Annotated in this window: 12 protein-coding genes; 9 read left to right on the forward strand and 3 right to left on the reverse strand. The window is 75.2% G+C overall.

Annotated elements, in window-relative coordinates; translation table 11 throughout:
• Positions 1 to 292 precede the first annotated feature (292 nt).
• The 9 genes from ABEB16_RS15630 to ABEB16_RS15670 all read left to right on the forward strand — a co-directional run bounded on the left by ABEB16_RS15630 (position 293) and on the right by ABEB16_RS15670 (position 9,156).
• A complete protein-coding gene (locus tag ABEB16_RS15630) occupies positions 293 to 1,258 on the forward strand; it encodes a LysR family transcriptional regulator (protein WP_345713151.1) in 966 nt (321 codons plus the stop codon).
• Between the two features lie 57 nt (positions 1,259 to 1,315).
• Positions 1,316 to 1,702, forward strand: coding sequence for an RNA-binding S4 domain-containing protein (locus tag ABEB16_RS15635; protein WP_425560216.1), 387 nt, complete (start codon positions 1,316 to 1,318; stop codon positions 1,700 to 1,702).
• 146 nt (positions 1,703 to 1,848) lie between these two features.
• Positions 1,849 to 2,232: a hypothetical protein gene (locus ABEB16_RS15640; RefSeq protein WP_345713152.1), complete on the forward strand. Its 384-nt coding sequence runs from the start codon at positions 1,849 to 1,851 to the stop codon at positions 2,230 to 2,232.
• A 206-nt stretch (positions 2,233 to 2,438) separates the two neighbouring features.
• Positions 2,439 to 3,218: a sporulation protein gene (locus ABEB16_RS15645; RefSeq protein ID WP_345713153.1), complete on the forward strand. Its 780-nt coding sequence runs from the start codon at positions 2,439 to 2,441 to the stop codon at positions 3,216 to 3,218.
• A gap of 112 nt (positions 3,219 to 3,330) precedes the next feature.
• Positions 3,331 to 4,362 (forward strand): tyrosine-type recombinase/integrase, encoded by a 1,032-nt coding sequence (locus ABEB16_RS15650; RefSeq protein WP_345713154.1) that lies wholly within the window; start codon positions 3,331 to 3,333, stop codon positions 4,360 to 4,362.
• A gap of 64 nt (positions 4,363 to 4,426) precedes the next feature.
• Positions 4,427 to 5,416 (forward strand): LLM class F420-dependent oxidoreductase, encoded by a 990-nt coding sequence (locus ABEB16_RS15655; RefSeq protein WP_345713155.1) that lies wholly within the window; start codon positions 4,427 to 4,429, stop codon positions 5,414 to 5,416.
• A gap of 142 nt (positions 5,417 to 5,558) precedes the next feature.
• Positions 5,559 to 6,998, forward strand: coding sequence for an Nramp family divalent metal transporter (locus ABEB16_RS15660; RefSeq protein ID WP_345713156.1), 1,440 nt, complete (start codon positions 5,559 to 5,561; stop codon positions 6,996 to 6,998).
• A gap of 75 nt (positions 6,999 to 7,073) precedes the next feature.
• On the forward strand, positions 7,074 to 7,853 hold the full coding sequence (locus ABEB16_RS15665) for a methyltransferase domain-containing protein (RefSeq protein WP_345713157.1): 780 nt from the start codon (positions 7,074 to 7,076) through the stop codon (positions 7,851 to 7,853).
• Positions 7,854 to 7,917: 64 nt separating this feature from the next.
• Positions 7,918 to 9,156, forward strand: coding sequence for a methyltransferase (locus ABEB16_RS15670; protein WP_345713158.1), 1,239 nt, complete (start codon positions 7,918 to 7,920; stop codon positions 9,154 to 9,156).
• Between the two features lie 25 nt (positions 9,157 to 9,181).
• Here the strand turns inward: ABEB16_RS15670 and ABEB16_RS15675 are convergent, their stop codons facing one another.
• The 3 genes from ABEB16_RS15675 to ABEB16_RS15685 all read right to left on the reverse strand — a co-directional run.
• Positions 9,182 to 10,426 (reverse strand): GNAT family N-acetyltransferase, encoded by a 1,245-nt coding sequence (locus ABEB16_RS15675; RefSeq protein WP_345713159.1) that lies wholly within the window; start codon positions 10,424 to 10,426, stop codon positions 9,182 to 9,184.
• A 302-nt stretch (positions 10,427 to 10,728) separates the two neighbouring features.
• Entirely contained in the window at positions 10,729 to 11,832 is a 1,104-nt protein-coding gene (locus ABEB16_RS15680) for a TerC family protein (RefSeq protein ID WP_345713160.1), read from the reverse strand.
• Positions 11,833 to 11,999: 167 nt separating this feature from the next.
• Positions 12,000 to 12,481, reverse strand: a 482-nt coding sequence (locus ABEB16_RS15685; RefSeq protein WP_345713161.1) for a PucR family transcriptional regulator, incomplete at its 5' end; no start/stop codon positions are given.

Here is a 12,481-nt window from a genome sequence, read left to right on the forward strand (position 1 = left end):
CGCCGCCCCGGCCACGGCGCACGCCGCCACCACCGCGGCGGCCACCACGACCAGCCCCGGCAGCACCTCGCGCACCCGCGCGGTGGCCCGTGCCGCCACGGCCGGTCCACCCGCCACGGCACCGACCGCGCTCCCCGCCGCGGGACGCGCCCGCTGCACCAGCACCGCACCCACGTGCGCCTCCTCCCCCGGCCCGACACCACCCAGCCTCGACCACCCCCCTGCGCCGCGGTAGGCACCGCGGGCTGATGCACCCATCGAGCCACTCGATGGGTGGTCATAGGCTGTGCGGATGCCGTCCACCGCACCCGGCCCCGAGGGCACCGGCCTGGAACGCGTGCCCGACCTGGACTCCCTGCACCTGCTGCTGCGCGTCGCCGCCACCGGCAGCCTCGGCCGCGCCGGCGCCGCCCACGGCATCAGCCAGCCCGCCACCAGCGCCCGCATCCGCACCATGGAACGGCTCGTCGGCTTCCCCCTCGTCGAACGCGGCGCCCGCGGCTCCACCCTCACCCCCGCCGGCGCCCTGCTGGCCGACTGGGCGCGCGACGTCCTCACCGCCGCCGACGTCCTGGCCGCCGGCATCACCTCCCTGCGCGCCGACACCGAGGCCCGGCTGCGCGTGGCCGCCAGCCTCACCGTCGCCGAGCACCTCCTGCCCCGCTGGCTCGTCCGCCTCGCCACCGACCGGCCCGAGACCGCCGTCAGCCTCACCGCGGTCAACTCCACCGCCGTCGAGCGCGCCGTCCTCGCCGCCACCGCCGACCTCGGCTTCGTCGAGGGACCCACCCTCAGCCCCGGCCTCGACGCACAGGTCGTCGCCCGCGACCGCCTCGTCGCCGTCGTGGCCCCCACCCACCCCTGGGCCCGACGCCGCTCCCCCGTCACCGCCGCCGAACTGGCCGCCACCCGCCTGGTGTGCCGCGAACCCACCTCCGGCACCCGCACCGCCCTCGACGCGGCGCTCGCCGCCCACGGCACCCGCGCCGCCCCCCTGCTGGAGCTGTCCACCGCCACCGCCGTGCGCGCCGCCGTGGCCGCCGGCGCCGGGCCCGCCGTCCTCAGCCACCTCGCCGTCCACGACGACCTCACCTCCGGCCGCCTCGCCGAGGTGCCCGTCACCGGCGCCACCCTCACCCGCCGGCTGCGCGCGGTGTGGCCGCACGGACAGCGCCCGGGCGGACCGGCCCGCGACCTGCTGCGCATCGCGACCCGCCGCGACCGGGCGGCACCACAGGACCGCGGACCGCTGGCGTAGCGTGGACGGACCCCCAGCCCGGCCACCGCACCGGCCCCAGCCACCCGAGGAGCAGGCGTGAACGCCGCGCCCGACGCGCAGCCCACCACCACCCGCCTGGACCGCTGGGTGTGGGCGGTGCGGCTCAGCAGGACCCGCGCGCTGGCCGCCGCCGCCTGCCGCGGCGGGCACGTGCGCGTCAACGGCGAACGCGCCAAGCCCGCCTCGAGCGTGCGGGTGGGCGACGAGGTCCGCGTCCGCGGTGACGGCGGCGAGCGGATCGTGGAGGTCACCCGCGTCATCGAGCGCCGCGTCGGCGCAGCCGTCGCCGTGGAGTGCTACCTCGACCGCACCCCGGCCCCGCCACCGCGGGAGGAGGTCGCCGCCACCGTGGTCCGCGACCGCGGCACCGGGCGCCCCACCAAGCGCGAACGCCGCGACCTCGACCGGCTGCGCGGCCGCTGACGCCCGTCCCCGGCGTGTCGCAGCCGGTCCGCAGGCCGTCCGGCGGCGACCCTGCTGCCGTGCCCAGGACACCCCGACAGACCCCCCGACACGAACGGCTGCGAGACGGCAGCGGTGACGGCGCTGCGCGCGAGGCCCTCGCCGCGATGCTCCGCCAGCTCGGCGACCACCAGACCCCCAGCTCCGGCGACCGGGTGCGCTTCGCCTACCCCGACGGCACCGCCCTGGAGGGCACGTGGACGTTCGTCGGGCACCGCGCCGACGGCAACCCCTTCGTGGTCCGCACCGACGACGGCGAACTCGTGGAACCCGCCCCCGGCCACGTCCGCTGCGACGTCGCCAAGGACCGCGTCGCACTGCTCACCGTCGGCGAGGTCGTCACCCTCGCGACCCTGCTGGAGGAGTTCACCGCCCTCTGCCCCGGCCACCCCCTGGAGCCCGTCGCCCGCGAGCACCTGCGCACCCTCGACGCCCGGTTCCTCTTCGCACGCGACAACAGCCTCCCGCAGCAGGAACCCTCCCAGCGCTGACCGTTCCCCCGTCGATGCGGGTTTGTCGTTGGCAACATCAAGTAGATCAGTTTAAGCCCGATAACTTTGCATACATTCAACACGGTGGGGCGAGCGCGCCCGGGAACCGACCGGCAGTGCCGGTCGTCGGGGTTGCTGACGAGATCCGCACGCGCCGGTGCCACCGATCCGCGTGCGGGCATGCGACGACGACGAGGAGCGCGGTCATGGCGTTGCGCGGGATGATGGCACGGCTGGGTGCCGGCGGGGCGAGCGTGGAGACGCTCCTCGACCACCCGGTGAGCACCCCCGGCGGCACGGTCAGCGGCCGCGTCGAGATCACCGGCGGCAAGGTCGCCCAGGACGTCCGGGAGGTGCGCGTCTCGCTGCAGGCCACCGTCGAGGTCGAGTCGGGCGACTCGGAGTGGCGCGAGGACGTCCGCTTCGGCACGCAGCCGGTCGGCGGGGCCTTCCGCCTCGAGGCCGGTGAACACCGCAGCATCCCCTTCTCCTTCGGCGTGCCGTGGCAGTGCCCCATCACCACGATCGGCGGCTGGCAGCTGCGCGGCATGGACGTCGGGGTGCGCACCACGGTGGACATCGCCGGAGCGGTGGACCCCGGGGACCTCGACCGCGTCCACATCACCCCGCTCCCCCTGCAGCAGGCCGTCCTCGATGCGCTCGGGCAGCTGGGTTTCCGCTTCCGCGGCGCCGACGTCGAGAAGGGCCGCCTGCCCGGCAGCGAGCTGCCGTTCTACCAGGAGGTGGAGTTCGCTCCCCCGGCCTCGCTGGCACGGCGCATCAACGAGCTCGAGGTCACCTTCCTCGCCGGCCCGGGTGGGGTCGACGTCGTGCTGGAGGCCGACCGGCGCGGCGGGATCCTCTCCGAGGGCCACGACGCCACCGCCCGCCTGCGCCTCGGGCCCGCCGACGCGGACGTCCGCCGGCTCACCCCCCTGCTCGACGACCGGATCCGGGCCCTCGGCGCTCGGCGCGGCTGGTTCTGACGTCGACAAGCCACCGCCCTGCGATGTCCCGTCGACGTCGTGGGGGGTGGTTGTGCTCGAAAAAGATGCGTGTCGTTGTGCCCGATAACTGGGAATACGTTATGATGGTGTCGTGAGCGACTCCCAGCTCGACCTGTACGGCCGCACCGCCGCGGAGCTCGCCGTCGTCGACGTCGGGCCCGTGCCGCCGCCGGCCGCGCTCGACACCGAGACGCTGCGCGGCTGGCTCGACGGTCTCCCCGCGGCGCTGCGCTCGGGCCGCTCCGCGACGACGTGGCGCGCTTACGCCACCGACCTCGCGCACTTCGCCGCCTGGTGCGGCGCCGAGGGCAGGACGGCGCTGCCGGCGGAGGCGGACACCGTGGTCGGGTACCTGCTCGCGCACTCCGAGGAGCTCAGCCTCGCGACGCTGCAACGCCGGCTGGCGGCGGTGAGCGTGGCGCACCGCCTGCTGGGCCACCCCTCCCCCACGGCCACCGAGCGCGTCCGGCTCACCTGGGCCGGCATCCGCCGCACCCTCGGTCCGGTGGCCCGGCGCCGGCGCGTGGAGGCCATCGACACGCCGGTGCTGTCCACCCTGGTGGCGCCGCTCGGCGACTCCGTCCTCGACCACCGCGACCGGGCCCTGCTCGTGATGGGTTTCGCCGGTGCGCTGCGCCGCTCCGAGCTCAGCGGCCTCGACGCCGAGGACGTGGACGTGCAGCCGGACGGGCTGCACGTCCACGTGCCCGGTCTGCCCTCGGAGGAGACCGGGCACGGCCGCACGGTCGTCCTGCCCCACGGCTCGCGGCGGGCGACGTGCCCGGTGCGGTCCTGGCAGGCCTGGGTGCAGGTGTCCGGCGTCCGCAGCGGCCCGGCGTTCCTGGCGGTGACCAAGGGGGGGCGCTCGCTGCGGCAGCAGCGGCTGACGGGCCAGGCGATCGCACGGATGATCAAGCGACGGGTGCTCGACGTGGGACTTGACCCCGACGCGTTCTCCGGGCACAGCCTGCGGGCGGGTTTCGCGACGGCCGCCGCGGGCGCGGGGCTGCCGGACCGCTCGATCCGGCGGCAGACCGGGCACCGCTCGTCGCTCGCGCTGGAGGCGTGCATCCGCGGGCCGGCCCCGGTGCTGGACAACCCGGCGGCGTACGTGGGGCTCTGACGCGTCGGAGGGTGGCCCTGGCAGGACCGGGAGAGCGCTCCCCCACCCGGCTAGGGTGCGGCGCATGCGCTTCGGTCTCTTCGTCCCCCAGGGTTGGCGGCACGACCTCGTCGGCATCGCACCGGCGGAGCACTGGCAGGTGATGTCGTCGCTGGCGCGGCTCGCCGACGCCGACCCGGTGTGGGAGTCGATCTGGGTCTACGACCACTTCCACACCGTCCCCGTGCCGAGCGAGGAGGCCACGCACGAGGCGTGGACGCTGATGGCGGCGTTCGCGGCGGCGACCTCGCGGGTGCGGCTGGGGCAGATGTGCACGTGCATGGCGTACCGCAACCCCGCCTACCTGGCGAAGGTCGCCGCGACGGTGGACGTGGTCTCCGGCGGGCGCACCGAGATGGGCATCGGCGCCGGCTGGTACGAGCACGAGTGGCGGGCCTACGGCTACGGGTTCCCCTCCGCCGGTGAGCGTCTGGCGGCGCTGGAGGAGGGGGTGGAGATCATGCGGCAGGCCTGGACGACGGGCAGCGCCACGCTGCAGGGGCGGCACTACCAGGTCGACGGCGCGATCGTGCGGCCGCTGCCGCTGCAGGAGGGCGGCATCCCGTTCTGGATCGCGGGCGGCGGGGAGAGGAAGACGCTGCGCACGGCGGCGAAGTACGCGGCGTACACGAACTTCGACGGCACGCCGGAGGTGTTCGCGCACAAGAGCGAGGTGCTGGCCGGGCACTGCCGCGACCTCGGCACCGACTTCGGCGCGATCGTGCGCTCGGCCAACTACAACGTCGTCCTCGGCCGCGACGAGGCGGAGGTCGAGGAGCGCCTGCGCGGCATCGAGGAGCGGCTGCGCCCGCACCTGCCCGAGGCGAAGCTGGCCGAGACGGTGCAGCAGCTGCGCTCGGGCCCGGCGGTGGGCACGCCGGAGCAGGTCGTCGAGACGTTGCGGCACGTGGAGGGCCTGGGCATGACGTACGCCATCACGTACTTCGCCGAGGCCGCGTACGACACCTCCGGCATCGAGCTGTTCGCGGCCGAGGTGGCGCCCGCGCTGCGCTGAGGACGCGTCCCGCGCCGGGAACCCGGCACCTGCGACGGGGTCGGGTTCCCGGCGTGGGACGGCTCGATCACGGCCGTGCCCGGGAGTAGCGTGCGGGGCGAGCCGCACGCCGCCGGGTGGACCACCGTCGAGGAGGACGAGCATGTCCCAGGCCGAGCACGCCAGCACCTCCGTCGCGCAGCGCTTCCCCGCCAGGCACCTGCCACCGCCGCAGCTGCGGGACCTGCCACCGGCGCCGACGCGGCTGGGGCCCATCATCGGCCCCGGGATCGTCGCGGCCGGTGTCGGCCTGGCGAGCGGCGAGTTCATCATCTACCCCTACATCGCCTCCCAGGTGGGGCTGGTGTTCGTGTGGGCGGCCCTGGTGGGCCTGGTGACGCAGTTCTTCATCAACATGGAGATCGAGCGCTACACGCTCGCCACGGGTGAGACGGTGCTGACGGGCTTCAGCCGCCTGTGGAAGCACTGGGGGCTGGTGTTCGCGGCGATGGCCTACCTGGCGAACCTGTGGCCGGGCTGGGTGACGAGCTCGGCGACGATCGTGACGTACCTGGTGGGCGGGTCCGTGACGCCGATCGCGATCGGGATGCTCGTGGCGATCGGTGCGGTCCTCACGCTGGCGCCGGTGGTGTACGTGGCGCTGGAGAAGATCGAGATGGTGAAGGTGGCGGCGGTGCTGCTGCTGGTGGCGGTGGGCGCGACGTTCGCCATCACCTCCTCCGCGTGGGGTGACGTGCCGCAGGTGGTGACGCAGGCGACCGTGCCCACCGAGGCGCTGGCGTTCCCCGTGCTGCTGTCCGCGCTGGCCTTCGCCGGTGCCGGGGGTGGGCAGAACCTCTGCCAGAGCAACTGGATCCGCGACAAGGGCTTCGGGATGGGTGCCTACGTGCCGCGGATCGTCAGCCCCCTCACGGGGCAGCCGGAGGCCGCGCCCTCGACGGGGTACGTGTTCGAGCCGACGGCGGAGAACCTGTCGCGCTGGCGCGGCTGGTGGCGCACGGCGAACGTCGAGCAGCTCGTGACCTTCGTGCTCATCTCGTTCGTGACGATCTTCTTCACGTCGATGCTGGCCTACGCGACGGTGTTCGGGCGGCCGGGGCTGGAGAACGGCATCTCCTTCCTGCAGGCGGAGGGGGAGGCGCTGAAGCAGTCCGTCGGGAACTGGTTCGGGACGTTCTTCTGGGTCATCGGCGCCATCTCGCTGTTCGCCGCGGCGCTGGGCATCGTGGACTACACCAGCCGCCTGGCCGCGGACGTCCTTCGGGTGAACTACCTCAAGGGCGCCTCGGAGTCGACGGTGTACGCGGCGCTGGTCTGGGGCCTGGTCGTGCTCGGCTCGGCCATCCTGCTGGTCGGGTTCGCGCAGCCGCTGGCGCTCATCGTGATCTCCGCCTGCGTCGGCGGGTTCATGATGTTCATCTACTCCGGTCTGCTCGCCGTGCTGAACCGGCGGGCGCTGCCGCGCGAGATCCGGCCCAGGGGGTACCGGGTGGCGGTCCTGGTGTGGTCGGTGCTGCTGTTCGGCACGCTGTCCGTGCTGACGATCCGGCACCAGTACCTGACCAACATCGCCGGCGGGTAGGGGTGCCGGTGCCGGGCGCCGCGGACCCGGCGGTGGGGTCGCTGCTCGTGGTGGCGGGCTGAGGAGGGAGCCGGCGTGACCAACCCCGTCTGGGACCCGCAGGCGTACCTGCGCTTCGAGGCCGAGCGCGCGCGGCCGTGGTTCGACCTGCTGGCGCGGGTGGAGGCGCTAGACCCGCGGCGGGTGGTGGACCTGGGGTGCGGGCCGGGTCACCTCACCGCGGACCTGGCGCGGCGGTGGCCGGGGGCGGAGGTGCTGGGGTTCGACTCCTCCGCGGAGATGGTCGCGCGCGCCCGCGCGGAGGTGGTGGTGCCGCGGGTGCGTTTCGAGGTGGTCGACGCGCGGGCGTGGCGGGCGCCGGAGCCGGTGGACGTGCTGGTGTCCAACGCGGTGCTGCAGTGGATCCCCGGGCACGTGGCGCTGCTGCCGTCCCTGGTGGCGCAGGTGGCGGTCGGGGGGTGGCTGGCGGTGCAGGTGCCGGCGAACTTCGGGGCGGCGACGCACGCGCTGGTGCGCGAGCTGCGGGCGCGGCCGGGGTGGGTGGGGCGGGTGCCGGAGCTGGTCGAGCCGGGGTCGGAGCCGCCGCAGCGGTACCTGGAGGTGCTGGCGGGGGCCGGGTGCCGGGTGGACGTGTGGCAGACGGAGTACCTGCACGTGCTGGCCGGTGAGGACGCGGTGCTGCGGTGGATGGAGGGCACGGGGTTGCGGCCGGTGCTGCAGGCGCTGGGGGCTGCGGAGGCGGAGGAGTTCCGGGCGCAGTACGGGGAGCTGCTGCGGGAGGCGTACCCGCGGCGGGACTTCGGCACGGTGCTGCCGTACCGGCGGACGTTCGCGGTGGCGCAGCGGGTGCGGTGAGGGGTCGGGTGGGGTCGCGGCGCCGGTGTGGGGGCGGTGCGGCGCCAGGGCCTAGGTTGTCGCGGTGGTCGCTGCGGAGGAGGACGTCCGGCTCGAGCTGCCGGTGGGGGCGCTGGAGCTGCGGCGGTACCCGCGGGCGCGGCGGGAGCCGTTGCGGGCGTGGGACGCCGCGGACGCGCTGCTGCTGGACCACGTGCTGCAGGCGCCGGGGGTGGCGGAGGCGACCGGGGTGCCGGCCGGTGTGGACGTGGGGTCGGGGCGGGTGGTGGTGACCGACGACCGCTGGGGTGCGGTGGTGACGGGGCTGGCGGCGGCGGGTGCGGCGCCGGTGGCGGTGTGCGACTCGGTGGTGTCGCGGGCGGCGGTGCGGGCGAACCTGGCGCGCAACGGGCTGGCGGGGTCGGGTGTGCGGCTGCTGCCGGGTACGGCGGGCCCGGAGGGGCCGGTGGACGTGCTGCTGCTGCGGCTGCCGCGGACGCTGGGGCTGCTGCAGGAGCGGTTGCACCGCTTCGCGCCGGCGCTGGTGGCGGGTGCGCGGGTGGTGGCGGCGGGGATGGTGCCGGAGGTGCGTTCGGCGACGCTGCGCGTGTTCGAGGAGCTGGTGGGGCCCACCCGCACGAGCCTGGCGCGGCGCAAGGCGCGGCTGGTGCTGGCGCAGCCGGATCCGGCGCTGGTGCGCCCGCCGGCGCCGTGGCCGGTGGAGCTGGTGCTGCAGGACGCGCCGGGGGTGCTGGCGGGTGCGCGGGTGGTGCAGCACGCGGGGGTGTTCTCCGCCGGTGGGCTGGACGTGGGGACGCGGTTCTTCCTGGAGGTGCTGGCGGCGCGGCGCCCGTTCGCGGTGGGTGAGCGGGTGCTGGACGTGGGGTGCGGCAACGGGGTGCTGGGGCTGGCGGTGGCGCGCGCGCAGCCGGGGGCGGTGCTGACGCTGGTGGACGACTCGGACCTGGCGCTGGCCTCGGCGGTGGCGACGTTCGCGGTGTCGGCCCCGGCGGGGGTGGCGGTGCGTTTCGCGGCCGGGGACTCGGCGGTGGCCGATCCCGGTGACGGGGGCGCGGCGCAGGTGGCGGAGGGGTCGGTGGACGTGGTGCTGTGCAACCCGCCGTTCCACGTGCACGGGTCGTTGACGGACTCGACGGCGGCGCGGATGGTGCGCGATGCGCGCCGGGTGCTGCGGCCGGGTGGTGAGCTGTGGCTGGTGGGCAACCGGCACCTGGCGTACCACGTGCTGCTGCGGCGGGTGTTCGGTGCGTGCGAGGTGGTGGCCGGGCACCCGAAGTTCGTGGTGCTGCGGGCGGTGCGCTGACCGCCCGCAGCCGGCCGGGGTGGGGTCAGCTGAGGTGCAGGGCGGTGAGGGCGCGCTGCAGCAGGCGGGGGGTGGTGGTGGCGGTCGGTACGGGCACGGGGCTGTTGGCGCGGGCGGTGGCCACGCCGCGCCGGAAGCGGTTGAGGCGGGCGACGGAGTCGAAGGCGGCGTAGCGCAGGCCGGCGGCGCGGCCGGCGGTGGCGAAGGCGAAGTCGTCGTGCACGGTGAGGCGTTCGCTCCAGCGCAGCTTGGAGACGTTGGGGCCGGGTGAGAAGTTGACGACGCGGTCGCCGCGCTCGACGGCGGCGCGGACGACCTCGGCGTGCAGCAGGGTGACCGGGGAGTAGTCCCAGTAGTCGGGGTCCATGCCGGAGGAGTGCACGTAGGAGCACCCCGGGGCGTGCAGGGCCAGCTGGGTGGCGCCGACGCGGCCGTCGACGACGAGCTCGACGAGGCTGGCGCGCCCGCGCGCGGCCAGGCGGGGCAGCAGGTCGGCGAGGAGGGCGCGGGCGGTGGGGTCGGCGTAGGCGTCGGGGTGGGTGGAGCTGGTGCCGGTGAAGCCGGAGCGCTGGGTGTGCAGGTGGAAGAAGCGCTCGACGGCGGCGTCGTCGAGGTCGGCGCCGGTGAGGGTGCGGATCTCCCAGCGCACGCCGGACTTGGTGAGGCGGTTGCGGCCGCGGCGCAGGCTCTCCTTGAGGTTGCGCTTGAGGCCGCTGCGCAGCTGGTCCCAGGTGCCGTCCAGGGGCAGGACGACGCAGGCGCGGACGGCGCGGTGCTCGTAGAAGGGGGCGGGGGCGGTGCTGGCCTGCACCCAGGCGGGTTCGAACCACGCCTGCTCACGGTCCAGGGCCAGTTCGCTCCAGTCGGCGCCGGTGCGCTCGGCGAGGTCGAGGAGGTGGGCTGCGAGGTCGGTGTGGACCTGGCGGGCGGCGCCGGCCGCGGTGAGGACCTGGGGCAGTTCCAGGGGGGTGCGCCGGCCGGCGCCGACCAGCAGCAGGCGTCGCACGCCGAGGCGGGGGTGGCCGCTGCGGCTGAGGTGCATCGGGGCGATGCCGGTGAGGGTGCCGGCGGCGTCGCGGACGAGGAGGAGGTGGCGGTCGGCCGGGTCGGGCACGTGGGCGCGGTACCAGGCGGTGACCCACTCGGGGGCGCAGAAGGGGTTGGCGGGGTCGGGCTGGCGGGTGAGGAGGTCCTCCCACTCGGCGAGCTGGTCCTCGGTGAGCTGTTCCGGGTCGATGCGGTGCACCGCCGGTTCCTGCTTGGACACCATGGTCGTCGGTTCCCTCCCGCGGCCTGGTTCCCCCCCGGCCGGTCGCTGGCGTGCGGGCGCAGGGCTCGTCCACCCCCTGGCACCGGGGGCACCCGGTGCTGTGCGCCTGTCGCTGTCTGCCTGTGACGGTACGTGCGGGGATCGCTGGTGGCGGGGCGCTCGCGGGACCGTCGCGGTGGGTCCGCCCGATCGGAGCAGCCGCGTGCGGGGCCGACCGGGTGGGGGCGCGCACGGTGGGTGTGCGCCCCCTTCCCGGCCGGCCGGGTGCCGTTGGTGTCAGCCGCGGGTGTCGGCCGCGGGGGTCAGCCGCGCGGCGGTGGGCTGCCCTGGGTGTCGGCGTGGCGGGCGTGCCCGTCGGCGTGGCGGGTCTGGCCGGGCAGCTGCCCGCCGGTCGGGGCTGCCGCCACGCGGGCGTCCTCGCCGCCGTCCCCGCCGATGTCCCCGCCCGAGGTCTCGCCCGAGGTCTCGTGGGAGGCCGGCAGGGGCCGGCGGAGGCTGAGGACGATCGCGGCGGTGAGGGCGGTGACGATGACCGTCAGGCTCACCCAGGAGGGCACGTGCGGGATGGCGGGGTCGATCAGCTCGTGACCGGCCTGCAGGAACAGCTTGACGCCGATGAAGCCGAGGATGAACGCCAGCGCCTTGCTGAGCAGGTGGAAGCGCTCCAGCATGCCCGACAGCAGGAAGAACAGCGCCCGCAGGCCGAGGATGGCGAAGGCGTTGGAGGAGTAGACGATGAAGGGGTCGTCGGTGACGGCGAGGACGGCGGGGACGCTGTCGACGGCGAAGATGAGGTCGGCGGCCTCGATGGCGGCCACGACGGCCAGCAGCGGGGTGCCGTAGCGCTTGCCGGCCTCCACGACGAAGAACTTCGTGCCGTGGTACTCGTCCTTGAGCGGGACGAGGCGCTTGAGCAGCCGGACGCCGATGTTGCGCTGCGGGTCGACGTCGTCGGAGTCGTCCTTGAGCATCTTCCACGCCGACCACAGCAGGATCGCGCCGAAGAGGAAGAGGACGGCGGTGAACTTCTGCACGACGGTGACGCCGACGCCGAGGAAGATGCCGCGGAAGACCAGGGCGCCGAGGACGCCGAAGAACAGCACGCGGTGCTGGTACTCCCGGGGCACCTTGAAGTACCCGAAGATCAGCGCGAAGACGAACAGGTTGTCGACGGAGAGGCTCTTCTCCAGCAACCACGCGGTGGTGTAGTCGACGCCGGCCTGGGTGCCGAGGGTGGCGAAGACGACGACGCCGAAGACGAGGGCCAGACCGACCCAGACCCCGCTCCAGACGGCGGCCTCGCGGAAGCCGATGACGTGGGCGCCGCGGTGGGCGAACAGGTCGACGGCGAGCATGATCACGATGATGGCGGCCAGGGCCGCCCAGGCCCACAGGGGCACTGCCACGTCGGGACCTCCCGATGTGCGCCGCGGCCCGGTGCCGCGGCTCCTGCAACCAGCATCGGCCGCCGGGACCGGGCATGCGGGGGGCGGTTCCGGACGCCTTCGCGCGGTCGTGCCTGCCGGTTCCCGGCAAGGAAGGGATGACCGGGCGCTGCCGGCCGGCCCGCCGCTCAGGTGGTGGGGGCCGGCCAGCCCAGGACGCGGGCGCCGAGGACGGCCGCGTGCAGGGCGAGACGGTCGGCGCCGTCGTCGGGGTCGTGGCCGGTGAGGCGGTGCACCCGGTCCAGGCGGTAGGTGACCGCCCGCACCGACAGGTGCAGCCGGCGGGCGGCGGCGGTGGCGTTGCCGGTGGCCTCGAAGTAGGCGTCGAGGGTGTCCAGCAGCGGGCCGGGGCCGCCGCGGGCGGTGCGCAGCGGCCCGAGCAGGGAGTCCACCAGGTCGGTCAGGGCCGCGCGGTCGCGCAGCAGCAGCTGGTGCAGCAGCAGGTCGGCGGCGTCGGCGAGCCGACCGGGCAGGTCCAGGCGCTCGGCGAGGTCGCAGGCCGAGCGCGCCTCCTCGTAGGAGGAGACGAGCGCGGCGGCGCCGGGACCGGGGCGGCCCACGCCGGCGCGCCAGGCACCGGGCAGCAGCCGGCGCTGCAGCTGCACGCGGG

It is taken from the genome of Kineococcus glutinatus, from assembly GCF_039542765.1.
Taxonomy (GTDB): domain Bacteria; phylum Actinomycetota; class Actinomycetes; order Actinomycetales; family Kineococcaceae; genus Kineococcus_A; species Kineococcus_A glutinatus.

Excerpts from the sequence above, each read along its gene's own strand:
- ABEB16_RS15630 (WP_345713151.1), top strand. The coding sequence starts at position 293 with ATGCCGTCCACCGCACCCGGCCCCGAGGGCACCGGCCTGGAACGCGTG.
- ABEB16_RS15675 (WP_345713159.1), bottom strand. The coding sequence starts at position 10,426 with ATGGTGTCCAAGCAGGAACCGGCGGTGCACCGCATCGACCCGGAACAG.
- ABEB16_RS15640 (WP_345713152.1), top strand. The coding sequence starts at position 1,849 with ATGCTCCGCCAGCTCGGCGACCACCAGACCCCCAGCTCCGGCGACCGG.
- ABEB16_RS15660 (WP_345713156.1), top strand. The coding sequence starts at position 5,559 with ATGTCCCAGGCCGAGCACGCCAGCACCTCCGTCGCGCAGCGCTTCCCC.
- ABEB16_RS15645 (WP_345713153.1), top strand. The coding sequence starts at position 2,439 with ATGGCGTTGCGCGGGATGATGGCACGGCTGGGTGCCGGCGGGGCGAGC.
- ABEB16_RS15655 (WP_345713155.1), top strand. The coding sequence starts at position 4,427 with ATGCGCTTCGGTCTCTTCGTCCCCCAGGGTTGGCGGCACGACCTCGTC.